15 protein-coding genes are annotated in these 16627 nt (G+C 59.4%); 9 read left to right on the top strand and 6 right to left on the bottom strand.

What is annotated here, in order from left to right; translation table 11 throughout:
- Positions 1 to 191 precede the first annotated feature (191 nt).
- Positions 192 to 1766, bottom strand: coding sequence for a XopAG/AvrGf1 family type III secretion system effector (gene xopAG / locus ACFOJ9_RS03875; RefSeq protein WP_378926033.1), 1575 nt, complete (start codon positions 1764 to 1766; stop codon positions 192 to 194).
- Positions 1767 to 2467: 701 nt separating this feature from the next.
- Here xopAG and tssA point away from each other — a divergent pair.
- From tssA to ACFOJ9_RS03830, 9 genes are all read left to right on the top strand, one after another.
- Positions 2468 to 3457, top strand: a complete 990-nt coding sequence (gene tssA, locus ACFOJ9_RS03870; protein ID WP_095090142.1) for a type VI secretion system protein TssA — start codon at positions 2468 to 2470, stop codon at positions 3455 to 3457.
- 39 nt (positions 3458 to 3496) lie between these two features.
- Positions 3497 to 4030, top strand: coding sequence for a type VI secretion system contractile sheath small subunit (gene tssB / locus ACFOJ9_RS03865; protein ID WP_095090504.1), 534 nt, complete (start codon positions 3497 to 3499; stop codon positions 4028 to 4030).
- Between the two features lie 8 nt (positions 4031 to 4038).
- The gene (gene tssC / locus ACFOJ9_RS03860; RefSeq protein ID WP_095090143.1) at positions 4039 to 5541 is read left to right on the top strand and encodes a type VI secretion system contractile sheath large subunit; all 1503 of its coding nucleotides are present in this window, start codon (positions 4039 to 4041) and stop codon (positions 5539 to 5541) included.
- Positions 5542 to 5672: 131 nt separating this feature from the next.
- Positions 5673 to 6209 carry a type VI secretion system tube protein Hcp gene (locus ACFOJ9_RS03855; protein WP_095090145.1) on the top strand — a complete coding sequence of 179 codons (537 nt, stop codon included), beginning with the start codon at positions 5673 to 5675 and terminating at the stop codon, positions 6207 to 6209.
- A 54-nt stretch (positions 6210 to 6263) separates the two neighbouring features.
- On the top strand, positions 6264 to 6767 hold the full coding sequence (gene tssE / locus ACFOJ9_RS03850) for a type VI secretion system baseplate subunit TssE (RefSeq protein ID WP_378926036.1): 504 nt from the start codon (positions 6264 to 6266) through the stop codon (positions 6765 to 6767).
- Positions 6767 to 8653 carry a type VI secretion system baseplate subunit TssF gene (tssF, locus tag ACFOJ9_RS03845; RefSeq protein WP_095090148.1) on the top strand — a complete coding sequence of 629 codons (1887 nt, stop codon included), beginning with the start codon at positions 6767 to 6769 and terminating at the stop codon, positions 8651 to 8653. The genes tssE and tssF overlap by 1 nt, the downstream gene beginning before the upstream one ends.
- Positions 8617 to 9690: a type VI secretion system baseplate subunit TssG gene (tssG, locus tag ACFOJ9_RS03840; protein WP_095090505.1), complete on the top strand. Its 1074-nt coding sequence runs from the start codon at positions 8617 to 8619 to the stop codon at positions 9688 to 9690. The genes tssF and tssG overlap by 37 nt, the downstream gene beginning before the upstream one ends.
- Before the next feature lie 119 nt (positions 9691 to 9809).
- A complete protein-coding gene (locus ACFOJ9_RS03835; protein ID WP_245331258.1) occupies positions 9810 to 11756 on the top strand; it encodes a type VI secretion system Vgr family protein in 1947 nt (648 codons plus the stop codon).
- A 191-nt stretch (positions 11757 to 11947) separates the two neighbouring features.
- A complete protein-coding gene (locus tag ACFOJ9_RS03830) occupies positions 11948 to 12070 on the top strand; it encodes a hypothetical protein (protein ID WP_280952832.1) in 123 nt (40 codons plus the stop codon).
- 90 nt (positions 12071 to 12160) lie between these two features.
- Here the strand turns inward: ACFOJ9_RS03830 and ACFOJ9_RS03825 are convergent, their stop codons facing one another.
- From ACFOJ9_RS03825 to tnpA, 5 genes are all read right to left on the bottom strand, one after another.
- Complete coding sequence (locus ACFOJ9_RS03825; protein WP_378976411.1) at positions 12161 to 12802, bottom strand: UPF0149 family protein; 642 nt, start codon at positions 12800 to 12802, stop codon at positions 12161 to 12163.
- Between the two features lie 281 nt (positions 12803 to 13083).
- Entirely contained in the window at positions 13084 to 14118 is a 1035-nt protein-coding gene (locus ACFOJ9_RS03820; RefSeq protein ID WP_378926043.1) for an IS110 family transposase, read from the bottom strand.
- Positions 14012 to 15733, bottom strand: a complete 1722-nt coding sequence (tnpC, locus tag ACFOJ9_RS03815) for an IS66 family transposase (RefSeq protein WP_378977005.1) — start codon at positions 15731 to 15733, stop codon at positions 14012 to 14014. The genes ACFOJ9_RS03820 and tnpC overlap by 107 nt, the downstream gene beginning before the upstream one ends.
- Before the next feature lie 72 nt (positions 15734 to 15805).
- Complete coding sequence (tnpB, locus tag ACFOJ9_RS03810; protein ID WP_378926049.1) at positions 15806 to 16156, bottom strand: IS66 family insertion sequence element accessory protein TnpB; 351 nt, start codon at positions 16154 to 16156, stop codon at positions 15806 to 15808.
- A complete protein-coding gene (gene tnpA, locus ACFOJ9_RS03805; RefSeq protein ID WP_378926051.1) occupies positions 16153 to 16590 on the bottom strand; it encodes an IS66-like element accessory protein TnpA in 438 nt (145 codons plus the stop codon). The genes tnpB and tnpA overlap by 4 nt, the downstream gene beginning before the upstream one ends.
- Positions 16591 to 16627: the final 37 nt, after the last annotated feature.

Here is a 16627-nt window from a genome sequence, read left to right as displayed (position 1 = left end):
TGAAATCACTCACTTCTTTTTGGAGCAGATACTTAGAGCCGCGGCGGTCCACCAAATGCCTTCTGGATCAACGGCGAAGCAGCGGAATCCGACGCTGCACGCATCGAACCACCTGCGAATGATCGCCAAGCAACATCGAATGCCGTCGAGGCCGGTCCTTCCCAATGGTATCGGTTAAAGCGCGGGCCTGTCTACGTAGAAGGCCCGACACTATCACCAATACGCTTCGAGAGGTTCCTTCCACCATAAAACTCTTCCGCTGCCTTTCGGCAGACAACCGTGTAGAACTCATCAGCATCCTCGATGGTGTAGCCAGCGCCCGCGAAACAGCCGCGCGCTATCTCGTGAAGCGTATGCCGCATTGAACCCGTGTCATCGTACACTGCGTTGACGCACGCAATGATTACCATGACCTCTTCCTTCGAGAGCCGCTGCCGACCACTCATTAAACGAGCGTGGTTGATGCAGGCGACGGCATTGGCGCATGTGAATGAATCGCCCAGTCCAGAGCAGTCCTCGAAACCATTACCCTGCTCGTTCAACTTGAAATGCGCGATGGGCAGGTATTTCATGTCCGCGATTTGCGGATGGTTCAGATCCGCGACCACTGCGGGCTCCTGACCCGATCGGATCTCCTGGAGCCGGGTTTCGAAATTGTGCAGCCACGGACCCACCAAGCTAGTGTTGCGCTGCAGCTTGTTCTTGTCGGGTTTCTCGAACATCAGAGTCGAATCGAGCTTCTCAGTCTCCACCGGTGACAGGAAGCCGTGCTCAACCAGAGTCTTCATCACGACCTTTTCGGCATGGCCCCAGTGCGCAGCATAGACCTGTCTAAAATTAAGAATGGCTTGGCCGGCCGCGAACTGAGCTTCCTCGCCAAGCCCGCAGTCCTTGTCGAGGAGTGCTTCGAGTGTCTCGTTGCATCGCTTGAGAGTTACGCCCTTCTCGCTGCGGATGGTATCGTGGAAGTGCCGGGCACCCTTGTTCACGAAGGGATGAGTGATTGACCTTGACGTGTAGCCGTAGGCACCGGTCTTCTCGTTGAGTACGCCTGTCAAAGCGTACTTGTTCTTCTGATCGTACAGCTGGCTCTTTGTAAGGTCCGGATCCTTGGGGACTTGCGGCGGCCTGTACTTGGTCACGCACTCATTTTTAACAAGATGACCCTTCATGCACGCCAGGTTCAGAATGAGTGACGCGCGCGCCTGCTCATCGTCCACGAGGCGCGCGACGTGCACGCGGGTCGCCGCCCGGTAATCAATCAACGTTGCAAATTGATTGTTGCCACAGGTACGGATTCGATCCGCGGTGCGCTCACTCGAACGCTGGGTTTCGGCGCCGGCGGCGTGATAGCTGTCATAATACTCCCTCGCTTTCGCGTGAGCGGTCCTGAGCCGCTCGTTGCTGGTGAAGCCCATTTTCCCGTCATGCAACGCCGTGGTGGACAGGAAGAAGTTGTTGGCGACTTCGTTGTAGGCGTAGCCCGCACCCGCGAGGAACAAGCCGTACTTAACCGCGCGCGCGGAAAGGCTCGATCCTTGCCCCGTTCCGCCTTTCCCCGCTCCTTTCCTGCCGAGCTCTCCCTCCGGATTCAGCAGTGCAGAATGCCTTGCAGGGGGTGGCGCCGTGCTCTGGGAACCAACCTCGGTGAGTGCACGAACCCAAGCGTAAAATACACTCCTCGCACTCGGATCCCCAGCCACTCCGTCAAGAAGCCGCTGGGTCACCGTTAATGCGCCTTTAGGTTCTCTATTTCCACCCCTCATGTCGCCCTTACGACGCCTCCGCTTCGCCGCTTTTTAATCTGCCGCACAGATCGATGTCGCGGTTACCAAACACCTGGCGCGTCAGCTCGCCCTTAATTTCGCGGGCGATCTCGTTACGGATGTGAATCCGAGCTCCCGCTCGGCGTCAGCGTCGCCGGCACCGGTCAAACCTGCTCTGGCCAGTCATCGCTGCAGGCGTCTTGTTGCCTCTTCCCGATTCTCATTTTCTCTTTGATCCTCTTTTGCAACCCATGCGTCCAGGACGTGGTCCAGCTCCGCTTCCCCTTGGGTCATGCCTTCGATCCACCATTCCGTGGTCACTGCCGCCACTCCATACCAGGATAGTGAGCGTCCCATGCTAGTGCCTGGCAGCCGCCCCTTGCCATGCACAATCAATATTCCATGATGCACGGCGACAGAGTTGCTCTCGGTCAGGCTCGACGACCAAGCAGCCTCGTGGCCGCCCCTTTTTGCAGAATTTGACGCACACAACCGCTCACCCCAGGCATTCACTGCTCCTCTACATGCGCAGCCGATATCAGCCACAGGATGAAGCGTGGACTCCGCGCTTCAGCATACCTGCATATCAATCACGCATGCGAAATATCCCGGGATCATCATTAAAATGAGCGAAAGGGCCCAAGGCACTCCGGGATCGGGGTAGCACGGACCCAGTAAAAGTCACGACGTCCAGGGTTGTCATGCTCGATGCAGAATATCTATTGAGGCCGGTCAGCGAGGGCAACGCGTGCGGGGACGCTCTCGATTACGACTTAAGCTTCCTGGAATTTGAGATGGCGTCGCAGGGGAGGCCTGCCCAGCATATCGGCGGCTCTCTCAAGGCGGAAGAGGCTCCCAATTGGGAAGAGGTGTGGCGGCTCGGCCTCGACCTTGCTACGCGTACCAAAGACCTTCGCATCGGCGTCTTGCTGACACGCTCCGCTGTCAGCCAGTTCGGCTTCTCTGGACTGGCCAAGAGCCTTGAGCTTCTCGTCGCTTATGTCGAGATTTACTGGCCGGAGCTACATCCGCGGCCGGATGCAGACGACGGCGGCGACCAGACCGTGCGTCTCAATGCTTTGGCAAATCTGTGCGATCCCTCCGGGCTTATGGCGGACATCCGCCGCGTTCCTCTCACCGCTTCCAGGCGGTTCGGAGCATTTGCGCTCGGTGACTGGATGTCAGCGCAGCAGTCTCAGCCATGTGAAGTTGATACCACGACCATCAAACTCGCCTTTGGCGACACCGATCCTGGCCAGTTCGACCAAACAAGCGGTGATCTCGACGCCAGCCTCTCGGCGGTCATCGATTTGGATGGTAGCGTTAAGCGGCGCGTCGACATGGCCGAAGCCGTCCGTTTCCAACCTCTAACAGCGCTGCTTCGCCAAGGCAAGGAACTGGTCGATGCCCATAGACGCTCCGAGCCCGTGGCCGCAATGCCCCTGTCGGAGGATTCTGGCGACGCCCCATATCCGGGAGAGATCCGCGACCGAGATGACGTCGTCAATATCCTCGGCCGCGTTTGCCGCTGGTATCAAGTTAACGAGCCGGCCAGCCCCGTACCAGCGCTGCTCGAGCGGGCGAAGCGTCTCGTGTCGAAGGACTTCATGGCTCTAGTGGCAGAGCTGGCGCCGGAGGGTGCTGCGCACTACCGCTCCATAGCCGGCCTGATTGCCGACGAGGGTACTTGAGGCATCGCAACTTCATAGCCGACAAGGAGAATGGAACACATGGCAAAGGAGAGCAGTCAAAAGTTCATTTCGCGAAATCGCCCTCCTCGCGTCCAAATCGAATACGACGTCGAGACCTACGGCTCGCAAAAGAAGGTGCAGCTTCCCTTCGTGGTCGGCGTCATGTCTGATCTCGTAGGCGATCCTGCCGCGCCGTTGCCTCCGCTTGCCGAGCGCAAGATGATGGAGATCGACATTGACAACTTCGATGATCGGCTCAAATCGCTGAAGCCCAGGGTGGCGATGCGGGTAGCGAACCTGTTGACGGGCGAAGGCCAGCTTGCCATCGAATTGAGTTTCGAGCGAATGCACGATTTCTCGCCTGCGGCCGTGGCGCGTAAGGTCGACAGTTTGAACAAGCTGCTTGAGGCGCGAACGCAGCTTTCTAATCTTCTAGCCTACATGGACGGCAAGAACGGTGCCGAGCGGTTGATCGCCAATTTGCTCGCCGACCGGTCCCTGCTCAGCGCCCTGAGCGGCGTGCCCGAGGCTGAACATAAAGCGCCTCAGTTGCCACCCACAGAGACGAAGTAGAATTGATCATGACGTCCACAGATACAATCTCCGCCGTGTTGCAAGACGCCACTGTTGCTACGTTTGATCCGGACGGTTTCAGCAGCTTGCTACAATGCGAGTTAAGGATCTACTCGGACCAAGCCCGTGATGCCGTGGATAGCGCAGTCAGAACACTGGCCGAGCAGGCGCTTGGTAACACGTCCCTGATCAGCGACGACATCGTGGCTACTATCCAGTCGATTATTGCGTCCATCGATGACAAGCTGTCCACACAAGTCAACGAGATCCTCCATCACGAGGATTTCCAAAATCTGGAATCAGCCTGGCGGGGCTTGCATCACCTTACGGTGAACACCGAGACAGACGAGACGCTAAAGATTCGCTTTCTTCCCGTCTCCAAGAAGGAGCTTTCTCGTGCCCTGAAAAAATACAAGGGCGTCTCCTGGGATCAGAGCCCGCTATTCAAGAAAATCTACGAAGAAGAATATGGGCAGATCGGCGGTGAACCCTATGGCTGCCTGATTGCCGACTACTATTTCGACCATACCCCGCCAGACATAGAATTGCTATCGGGACTCGCGCAAATTGCTGCGGCAAGCCACTCCCCTCTCATTTCTGCTGTCTCCCCGCATCTGCTGCAGATGGACTCTTGGCGCGAGCTCTCGAACCCACGCGACATCACGAAGATTTTCCTAACGCCCGAGCACGCCACTTGGCGAGCATTTCGCGAGAGCGAAAACTCGCGATACGTGGCGCTGACGCTGCCGCGCACCCTCGGGCGGTTGCCCTACGGGACCAAGACCAACCCGGTCGACGAATTCGCCTTCGAGGAGGAGACGGACGGCGGCGATAGCCAAAGGTACCTCTGGACGAACGCAGCCTATGCCATGGGGGTAAACATCACACGCTCGTTTAAGCTCTACGGCTGGCTCTCCAGAATACGCGGTGTAGAATCCGGTGGCCTCGTCGAAGGCCTGCCGGTGCATACCTTCCGAAGCGACGACGGCGGCGTTGATCTAAAATGCCCCACTGAGACCGCGATCAGCGACCGCCGCGAGGCCGAGCTCTCCAAGAACGGCCTTCTGCCGCTGCTGCACCGCAAGAATACCGATCTTGGCGTATTTATTGGCGCTCAGACCGTCAACAAACCGATCAAGTACGAAGACTTGGACGCGTCAGCGAATGCTGAGCTCAGCGCTAGGCTACCCTACATTTTCGCAATCTGCCGCTTTGCCCATTATTTGAAGTGCCTGGTTCGGGACAAGATTGGCACGTTTAAAGAGCGCCATGAGGTCGAGGAGTGGCTCAACCAATGGATCCAGCGTTACGTCCACCCCTCGCCCGAGCTGGGGAGCGAAGAAAGCAAGGCACAACAGCCGCTCTCCTCAGCCAAGGTCGAGGTGGACGAGGCTGAAGACAATCCTGGTTATTACACTGCCAGATTCTATCTGCGGCCGCATTACCAGCTTGAAGGCTTAACCATCTCTCTGAGGCTGGTGTCGCGCCTGCCGTCTGCCCGAAAAGGCTGAGAGGGTACGTCCTTCCATAAAGGAAGTGGCGAAGGCAAATTTGGTCCGCAGAGGGCCGTTCGCCGCACCCGGCAGCTCTATATGACAAAACCGCCCGGCCCCAGTGTCACGATACCGAAGGAGAATTCGTCATGGCGTTCGACGCAGTCATGAAGTTCAACACAGTGTCCAAGGATGGCATTCAGCCCAAAGGGGAATCTCTTATCCTGAAGGATGGTTTTACGCTTGCCGACGAATGGAGCTTCTCAATCGAAAACAAGCTCAACATCGGGCCTCACACTGTCGGCGCTGGGACAGGCAAGGCTGAATTCGAGGTTTTCACTATTAAGAAGCAGGTGGATAGCGCCTCATCCGCGCTGTACGTGGCCTGCGGTCGAGGCGCGCATTTTAACGACGTTGACTTAAAGCTCTTCAAGTCGACAGGCAGCGGACTTCTCACAGCTGATTCCAACCTATTCTTGCACTGGAGTTTCAACATGCTCGCGATCGAGAAGGTCGAGTGGGCCTATGCGGAAGACGCTCCGGAGGAGACGATCACCTGCCGGTTCGGCGCCTGCAAGATGATCTATTACAAGCAGGATATGCATGGCGCTCTAACCAAGGCAGGCGAAGGGATCTGGAACCAGGTCTCGAACAGCGCCGAGTTCAATAAGCTGGTTGTCAGCTGACGGTGGCGAAATTGGCAGTCGCCTCGTCGAAAATTGCGATTCTGGAGATCGAACATGACCAGGCATCTTAGGCGGGATCTGGTGCAGCCTTCCCTCCTCGACAGGCTCACTGACGATGAGCCGAACAGCGCGTGCGAAACGCAGGACAAGCGCAGTTTCTCAATTCGCCAACTACAAGAGGTGATTCTACGCGACGTGTCCTGGCTGTTGAACACGAATCAATTGGCTTCAAGCGTGGCACTCCACGCATACCCCCTCGTCGCGGCCAGCACACTCAACTACGGGGTCCGGCCTCTCAGCGGGCACATCCGCGAAGGCATCGATTCGAGCGCCTTGGGAGACGAAATCGCCGAGAGCCTGCAGCGATTCGAGCCGCGGCTCTTACCGCGCAGTATTAAGGTGATGGTCCTCAACGACGGACAGGACTGCAGCTCCTTTCGCTTTAAGATTGCGGCCGATCTGTGGGCGCTGCCTGCTCCGCTGCCGATGACAATGCGCACGGAGGTGGATCCCGAACTCCAAGTTGTCCGTGTTGGTTTGGATCCGGAGACAAGCTGATGGATCCCCGGCTTCTCGGATTGTACAACGATGAGCTGGCCTACATGCGCGAGATGGGGGCCGAATTTGCTCGCTCCTTCCCGAAGGTTGCCGGACGGCTCGGGATGGAAGCAGAAGAGGTCGCCGATCCTTATGTCGAGCGGCTGCTGGAAGGCTTCGCCTTCATGGCCGCGCGGGTGCAGCTGAAGCTGCAGTCACGTTTCCCGAATTTCACGCAGCACCTGTTGGAGATGGTGTATCCGCACTTTCTACCGCCGATACCGTCGATGACGATCGTGCGCTTCGAACCGGATGCGGAAGCCGGACCGATCGAGAATGCATACGTCGTGCCGCGCGGAACCAAACTTTTCGGCCGACTCGCTCCGGGCGCCGTCACCCATTGCGAGTTCCGCACGGCTCACGACGTCCATCTATGGCCGATCATGGTGAGCGCCGCCGACTACTTCGCGACGCCCGGGCAGATCTCCTCCCTGGATCTTCCGGCCCGGCAACAGGTGAAGGCTGCCTTTCGACTGCGGCTTCGTACCACCAACGGCATGCCATTCAATCGACTCTCACTTAAGGCCCTGACACTACACCTTCTCGGGCCCGGTGGCATCGGTGCGGCGCTTGCCGAGCAGCTGATCGCCGACACACGCGCCATCGTTGCCCGTCCCGTCGGCCGGCCAATCACTTGGCAGGAGAGAATCCCGCTCAATATGCTGCGGCAGCGTGGTCTCGAGCCGAACTGCGCGCTCCTGCCCGAGGTCCCACGCTCCTTCGACGGTTACCGTCTCCTGCAGGAGTATTTCGCCATCGCGGAGCGGACGTTGTTCGTCGAGGTGAGTGGGCTTGCCGACGCCGTGTCCCTGTCAACGACGGAAAGCCTCGAGATCGTGTTCGCGCTTGGCCGAGTCGAACCACGGCTGGAACGTCATCTCGGACCTGAGAACATCGCTCTCTTCGCGACCCCTGCGATCAATTTGTTCGAACGCCAAGCTGATCGAATTCACGTGAGGGAAAAAGACCATGAGCATAATGTAATCGTAGACAGGATGAGGCCCCTCGACTTTGAGGTTCACTCCATCCTCGCAATGAGTGGCTACGGAGAGAGCAACGGAGCAGCCCCCGCCGAGTTCCTCCCCTTCTACAGCATCAGCGCGCACGGCCGGGAGGAGCAGCACTCCAGGTACTACATGCTCCGGCGGGAGCAGCGGCAGATGTCGGAGCACCAACGATCGAATGGGGCGCGAACTGGCTATATCGGCAGCGAGACCTTCGTCTCTCTGGTCGATCGCCGGGCGGGTCCCTATTCGGCGGGACCTCAGCAGTTGTCGGTGCGCTGCCTGTGCTCGAACCGGGATTTGCCGCTGCTGTTACCGATCGGCCGAGACGAGACCGACTTCACCCTGGAAATCGGCGCTCCGGTTACCGCCACCCGGTGCATATCGCCACCGAGCCGACCAGGCCACTCCTTCGCCAACGGCGATTTCACCTGGAAACTGATCAGCCACCTTTCGCTGAACTACCTTTCAGTCAGTAATTCCGACAGGGGTGGTCACCAAGGCGCAGAGGCGCTGCGCGAACTCCTGCGCCTCTACATCGATCCGGACAATGCGTGCGCCTCACGGCAGATCGACGGCATCCGGGAGATCCGGTCACAACCTGCGATCCGGCGGCTGCCTGGCGGTGGACAAGCCGCCGTGGCACGTGGAATCGAGGTTGGCATCACCCTGGACGAAGCGGCTTTCGAAGGCGTCGGCATCTTTCCGCTCGCCTCGGTACTCAACCAGTTCTTCGCAAAATACGTTTCGATCAACAGCTTCACGGAGACGGTCGTCTCGACGTTGCAACGAGGGGAGATCATGCGATGGCCGACGATGACCGGCCGCCGGGCGATCCTCTGATTGCGGACGCTCTCGGCCAATTCCTCAGCGCCGTTGCAGCCGAACCGCATGGTTACGACTTCTTCGAGGCTCTGCGGCGGGTCGACGCGATCTGCTCAGATCGACCTCGACTGGGGGAATCGGGCCGGCCGAGCCTGGATCGGGTGCGGATCGGCCAAGAGCCCTCGCTCGCCTTTCCGACGCGACCGATCGCGGGCGTGACGGATGGAGGGGAGACTGATTTTGCGCGAATCTCCACTTACCTCTTCGGATTGTTCGGATCCAACGGTCCTCTCCCGTTGCATTTGACGGAGTATGCTCTTCTCAGACAGCAAAACGCCGCGGATGAGACGCTGGTCAGGTTTGCCGATATCTTCCATCACCGTATGGCCTCGTTCTTCTTTCGTGCCTGGGCGGAGAGTGAGCCGACCGTAAGCCACGACAGGCCACACGAAGATCGCTTCGCGCTTCAGCTCGCCTCCCTCGCCGGCTTTGGCATGACCGCCCTGCTTGCACGAGATGCTATGCCCGATCTGGCCAAACTCCACTTCACCGGCCGTCTCGCCTCACACACCCGCAATCCCGAGGGGCTTGCCGCCATCGTCGCGAGCTTCTTCGAGGCGCCGGTCGATACACGTGAGTTTGTCCCGCAATGGGTCAAACTGCCCCGCGTCTCGCTCTGCCTCCTGGGCCTCGACCCGCGCACGGGCAGGCTGGGCTGCACGGCTACTGCCGGTAGGAGGATCAGAGTGCACCACCACCGCTTTCGTCTCATTGTCGGTCCGCTCAGCCTGGTTCAGTACGAGTCGCTTTTGCCCGGGGCTCTCGGTCTTAGGACCATGGCTCAGATCATCCGCAATTATATTGGAGATGAACTGGACTGGGAGGTCAATCTTGTCCTCCGCCGCGAGGAGATGCCGGAAGTGCGGCTGGGTCGCCGCGGCAGGCTCGGCTGGACGAGTTGGATAGGCAAGCGGGAGATGCGGCGGGACGCCGATGACCTAACGACTACCCCGCCTGATCAGCGGCTGGAGCAATTGTGTCCAATTCCGCCGTAACTGCTTGAGCGTGGCGCCCACACCGGTTCGACGACGCTTTCCATCACATTTTGCTAGCGGGTCTTCGGTTGGGTCTTTTCCACTTACGCCAGATCGCAGCGAAACCAAGGAACACAATGATGGTCCGATCAAAAATCGACAATCTCCTGAAGCGCAATTGTTCTGCTGCGGTCACCTTGGCCGCGTTCGACCCCGATGATGTTTTTCTCCGACGGCTCACAGGCACCGAGCGGCTGGGGCAACTCTTCCACTACGAGGTGAGGCTCGTCAGCCGCCATCCGATCCAGAACTTTGCTACGATTCCCGGGCAAAGCTTGGCGGTAGGCCTTAAACTCAAGGGCTCTGCAATGCGCTTCTTCCACGGCATCGTTACGGAGTTCCAATACTTGGGGCACGATGACGGAGCAAACCTGAACTACGTGGCGCAGATGCGACCTTGGCTTTCGCTTCTCGATTATCGCTCCAACAGTCGGATCTTTCAAAACAAGACCAGCATAGAGATCATCACCACGATTTTTCGGGAACACAAAGGAAATTTTAAGAACCAGACCACCGGACGATTCCCACAGCGCTCCTACTGCGTCCAGTACGATGAGACGGATCTGGCCTTTGTCAGCCGACTGATGGAGCAGGACGGCATCTACTACTATTTTGAACATGCGGAGGACCAACACGACCTAGTGCTGGTCGACAACGCCGCGAGCCACATCGCCTGCGCGCCCGAGATCGTGGAGACGCACCACAACCTCAGGCCTGCGCCAAATCTACATCGGGACGACGTCATCCTGCGTTGGGAGGAGGTCGTGTCGCTCCAGCCGAACAAGGTCGTTCTCAAGGACTACAACCATGAGAAGCCGAGGGCAGAGCTCACGGCCGTCGCGCAAGTTCCTTCCGTGAAGATCGGAGGCATTCCAGCTTGCAAGCCTGTGGAAGGCACCTTCATCCGATCTCCCGAGGCCGGGCGCTTCAGGCCAGTCAATACCTCAACAGCCTTTGGCGGCGGCTCCACGGCAATTCGGGAGACCTTCGTCTATCCGGGACGCTACACCGAAAAAGCGGACGGGGATTTCTATGCTTGCATCCGCGCCGAAGAGCTCGCCTGCAACGCTTATCGTGCGCGGGTCGAATGTACGGCACGCCAGATTAGAACAGGGTTGATCTTCAAGGCTGCGAATCCCTTTTACTATGGCGATGTGGGTGCGCGCCCAACGCCCAGTGATCGGTTTTTGGCGGTCGCGAGTGATTTCACTTTGGTCGCAGAGTTGGGGGACATTCGCACCGAAGCGGACGCCGCGGGTCGGGAGAGAGAAGTCGTATATCGTAGCACGGTGGAGATTATCCCCGCGACCACCCAGTATCGCCCGCCGCGCCGCACGCCCGAGCCGGAGATTCGGGGACCGCATACGGCGGTCGTCGTGGGCCCAAAGGGAGATACGATCGCGACGGACCAGTTCGGCCGCATCAAGGTGCAGTTCTTCTGGGACCGCGAAGGCAATAAGGACGACACCAGCTCCTGTTGGATCAGGGTTGCCCAGAGCTCGGCGGGTAAGGGCTTCGGCCACGTCATCATTCCCCGGATCGGCCAGGAGGTTGTCGTGAACTTTATTCACGGCAATCCAGATTGGCCCCTGGTGACCGGTGTCGTCTACAACGGCTCTAACCTGCCTCCTGAAACCCTGCCGCTGGACAAGACCTGCTCGACTTTCCGAACGCACACCGATCAGGGCGCCGTCAATGCCTACAACGAGCTGCGCTTCGAGGACAAACAAGGTTGCGAAGAGGTCTATCTGAAGGCAGAAAGGGACCATACCGTGGAGGTTGGTAATTCCTATTGCATCGATGTCAAGGGTCAGTACCTCCTGACTTCAGCCGGCAACTGCATCGAGGTGACGCCCGATAAGATCCGCCTTGTGGCAATGGGCAAAACCGGTCAGCAGGCGATCGAAATCAGCGGCAAGGGTATCAGCATCGCCGGTGCGACGATCGGCTTTTGGCAACGACTCCCAGGCTCGGAGCCACCGTTTCCATCCCACCGACGACACCAGGCCCGCCCACGCCAGCGATGATGAAGGCCATGCGGCACCCGTGACGGAGCCCGCGCTCGGTAGGTTCCTCTCAGGAGTGCGAACTGCCTGGAAGGGGGCGACGAAACCCGTCCCACCGCGTGGCTGAAATCAAAACAAAAGCGAGAACGGCGGCGACCTGATCCATTTGCAGGAGTTACCGAGGAGTTGCTTGGCTGGTTTGACGAAGAACCATGGCGGCGAGCCGGGAACGCAGGCAGCAAACCAAGGTGAAGATATGGCGCAAGGAAAAGGTTCACGCGATGGCATTTGATACGCCGCCGGCGGTCGCGACCATCAAGATAATGGTCAACTGAGCGGTAAGCGATGCACCAAGGCACCTTGCCCAAAATCGTCTTGTGGCTCGTCTATGGTAGGTCGCTCGTTGGCCGGCGCGCCGGCGCCGATCACTGATGGTAGTGGGTGACGTAGTGGAGTTCGCGGAGGGCTGGGATGACGAGGGCGATGTCTTTGTAGGCCTCGTGCTCGATGAAATGCGCGGTCTCGGGCCCCGGTCGGGGCTTGCCAAGGGCGGGCCTGCCCTTTTTGTCGATGCAGTAGATCAGGATCGGCAGCAGCAGGCCGTGGTTGGGGTTGTCGAGGTCGAGCAGCCGTTTCCAGCGTTTGATGTTGAGATTCATGGCCGCGTAGAACCCTTGGCACCACGGCCGGGGGTCGATGCCGCCGCTGGGCTTGGTGGCGAATCGGGGCGCATAATCCTGCGGTCTGTCGAACAGCGTCTCGTTGAGCCGGTTGTGAATCCTGGCGAGGCTGGCAAACACGGCATGATCGGTTGCAGAGCCTTTGGCCAAGACGTCGCGCGGCAACCCCATGAGCGGGCACATCCAGTCTTGCGGGTCCGCGAACCGCGGCCCGGTGACCGCCGCCGTTACGAAGCCATCCAGCGCCGACATGGTCCGCACCAACGGGCGGCGGGCGGTCTTGGCGGCCATCCAGGCTTCGAGCGCCTCGTCCGACAGCGCCATGTCATCGATCGCGCTCATGCCGCCAAGGAGAGCGGCATCTCTTCGCGGCGCCCCCAGTTCCATATGTGGACGGCTCCCACTTGCAAGTGTTTTTTACAGATATTTTTGATCGGATCGCTTGCTTCCATATGTGCGGCCTTTGTGTGTGGTCGCACATGACCACTGGCCAAGATGGTTTCCGCAACGCATGTTCCTAACACGGCAACGACCTTGAAAGGCCAATGAACTGACGGAGTATCACGCGTCTTGGATCGATCGATCGCACCATCTGCTTTTCTCTTGCAAGTTCACAGCATCAGCTCAACACAGTAGCATTCTATTCTGCTCACCGTGATGACCAATTCCTATGTTGCTTGCGTTTGCTCCTCTGTCCGCCGATACGCCTCGCCGCTCACCATGAGCTTCCACGCAATACGGGCGATCTTGTTGGCGAGCGCCACCGCAACCAGCTTTGGTTTCTTCCGTTGCAGGAGTTCGATCAGCCATCGGGAAGCATGTCTGCTTCGACCTGCTCTGACATGCTGAAGAAGGGCAGTTGCGCCAACCACCAATATGCTCCTCAGCATTTCGTCGCCAGCACGTGTGATCACCCCCAGTCTGACCTTGCCTGCGGTCGAATGGTCTTTGGGCGTGAGGCCTATCCAAGCGGCAAAATCGCGACCCGACTTGAACGTTCGGGGATCTGGGGTCTTCATCATCAAAAGCGATGCGCCGACCGGCCCGACACCCGGAATTTCGGCCAGGCGCCTGCTGCATTCATTGGAGCGGTGCAACGTGGTCAGTTTTTCCTCGACGGCTTTCGTTTCAGCCAGCAAATCTCGATATTCAATGCCATGCATGACAAAAAGCTCGCGGGCCAATTCAGGCAGGGATTGATCCGCCGCAATCCGCTCCAACAGCGGTTCGATGCGGCACATGCCCGTGGCCGCGACGATGCCGAACTCCATGGCAAAACCGCGAATGGCGTTGGCGAGCTGTGTCCGATTGCGAATGAGTCTCTCTCGCACACCGACCAGCATTAACGCCGCCTGCTGGTCCGCGGTCTTCACCGGCACGAAGCGCATCGTCGGTCGGCTCATCGCCTCACACAAAGCTTCCGCGTCCGCCGCGTCGTTCTTGCCGCGTTTCACATAAGGTTTCGCCAACTGAGGCGCTATCAATTTCACCTCATGACCGAACGAACTTAACAGCCTCGCCCAATGATGAGAGCCTCCACAGGCTTCGAGTGCGATAGTAGTCGGCGGCGTTTTCTCGAAGAATTTCACCATCTCCCTACGCGAAAGCTTCTTGCGAAGGACTGGTTGCTCGCCTGCGTTCACTCCATGCAATTGGAAAACGCTCTTTGACGTATCCATGCCAATTCTGATAATCTCTTCCACGGACGGTCTCCCTCGATTGAGCTTTCAACGAACTCATTCTGGCACATTGCGATGCCGTTGGGAGCCGTCCACCCCAACATGGCATCAGCTCGTCCCAGCGCGAGGCTGGCCAGTCGTGCTGGATGCGCTCGGCGACATCGGCCATGTAGGCTTCGGCATCGACGCCGCACAGCTTGCAGGTCTCAATGATGCTGAGCACGACCGCGGACCGCTCTGCCGCGGCGAAGCTGCCCGAGAAAAGCCAATTGCGCCTGCCCACCGTAAATCCACGAATCGCGCGCTCCGCGATCAGGTTGTCGGGCTCGAGCCGGCCATCGTATAGGAAGCGGTTGAACGCGCGCCATCGCTTGGTGCCATAGGCGAAGGCCTTCGCGATATCGGCATGGCGCGACAAACCGTTGCCCTGGCGCATGAGCTGTCGTCGCAGCGCCCGGACCAGGGGTCGGGTCCGCCTTCGTCGTGCGGCCAATCGCTCGGCGGGTGGGAGCCCCCGTATCTCTTCCTCGATCCGGTAGATCGCCTGGATACCGGCCATCGCGGTCGTGCTGAGTTCGGTCGGCTGGCTGTCGTGAACGTCGAATATCTTGCGACGCAGATGGGCCAGGCAGGCAGCTTCTCGAATGGCGCCGCCCTTGTAGATCTGGTTATAGCCGCTGAAACCGTCGGCCTGGAGCGTGCCGGCAAATCCGGCGAGCTCGGTCATGACGCTCTCGCCAGCGCGTCCCATGGTGGCGCGATACCAGGCGATCGGCGGCTCCTGCGAACCCGAGTTGCGGTCGTCGGCGACGTAAACCCAGAGCGCGCCCTTGTGCGTCTTGCCGGTGCCGGGCGCCAGGATCGGAAGCCGCGTGTCGTCGGTGTGAATCTTGGTGCGGGTACGGCCGATCTCGCGGATGCGATTGTAGATCGGATCGAGCAAGGCGGCGGCGTAGCCGGCGCTGCGCGCAAGGGTGGATCGCTCGATATCGACGCCCTTGGCGGCCATCATCTGTGCCTGACGGTAGAAGGGTAGATGATAACCCCACTTCGCCATCATGATATGGGCGAGCGCGGCATAGCTGAGCTTGCCGCGTGCAATGGCCTTGGCTGGTGCCGGCGCCTGGATGATTTTATCGCAGGTCCGGCAGCTGTACTTGGGTCGAATGGTCTCCATCACCTGCCAGGCCTGGGCGACCAGATCGAGCATCTCCTCGCTATCTTCGCCCATGGCGCGCAGATCGCCGCCGCAGCCCGGACAGCATGCGCAAGAGGGTTCGCGAACGATGCGCTTGCGCGGCAGGTTCGGGTTGAGCTTGCGCACCGGCAACACCCGGACCTTGTCGGTGTCGGCGACGATGGGCAGCTCGATATCGGGCACGCCGGCGGCGAAATCGGTCTCGAGATCTTCGAGTTCGAGCAGCATCTGGCCCAGCTTCTCGGACGAGCGGCCGAAGGCCTTGCGGTTGAAGCGATCGATCCGCAGCTGCAGGCGCTGGATGCGAAGTGCGGCCTCGGCGCGCTCCCTTCGCAGTTGCTCATCACGTTCGGCGATGGTGATGTCACGGGCAGAAACGGCCGCCTCCAGAAGGGCGATCCGGGCGATGAAATCAGCGATTGAGGGGGTCTGTTCCGACACCCAAATTACATACCCGAAAGAGCTTCTTTACGGAAGCAGAATCGACACAAAATCAATAAGAAACGAGCAAAATCAGCCAGCCAGACGCGGTCGATAAATCTTGCTTGGCCGGCGCCAATCGATCCCGTCCAAAAGCAGCGAAAGCTGCGCCTTGGTGAGCGACACGGTGACCTGATCCTTCGTGGTTGGCCAGGCGAAACAACCATCGGTTAGCCGTTTTGTAAAAAGGCAGAACCCCTGGTCGTCATGCGCCAGAATCTTGATGATATGACCCTTGCGTCCACGGAAGCAGAAGATCGCGCCAGTGTGCGGGTCGAGCGCAAGCACCTGCTGCACCATCCGCGCCAGGCTGTTGATCCCGCGGCGCATATCGGTCGCGCCGCAGCACAGGTAAATCCGGTCGGTCGGCACCACCGTGATCACCTGGTCAACTCCGCCAGGACGATGCGCAGCGCTGTCGGATCGACGGTCCCGTCGATCCGCAATCGCGCCCCGTTCGCAAAGGCCACGACGATCCTGCCGGCCGGGTCCGGGCAATCGGCGACGGGGCGTTCAACCTCGGGCAGATCGCTCACGTCGATGCGCGCGAAGGTCGCCATCGCCTGATCGGCATCAGGCTCGCCGCCGGCCATCTGCTTGCGCCAGGCATAGAGCTGTGATGGGGCTACGCCGAACGCTTGCGCGACCTCGGTCACCGACGACCCCGCCGCGCTCGCCAGGTCGACCAACGCGCGCTTCTCAGTGCAGCTCCACAGCCTTCGTTGCCGCGCGCGCCCGGGCGTCGTTGCACAATCTTCGGCCGCCGCCGCACCGCTTAACTCGGCGACCAAATCGCCCTCTGCATGTTCCAATGTCATGGCGCGAAAACTCCATGTTCATCGGCCTATTGCAAGG

Origin of the sequence: Mesorhizobium cantuariense (genome assembly GCF_042647205.1) — a bacterium.
Taxonomy (GTDB): domain Bacteria; phylum Pseudomonadota; class Alphaproteobacteria; order Rhizobiales; family Rhizobiaceae; genus Mesorhizobium; species Mesorhizobium cantuariense.
Note: the sequence above shows the minus strand (reverse complement) of the source record. Positions and strands in the feature narration are given on the sequence as shown.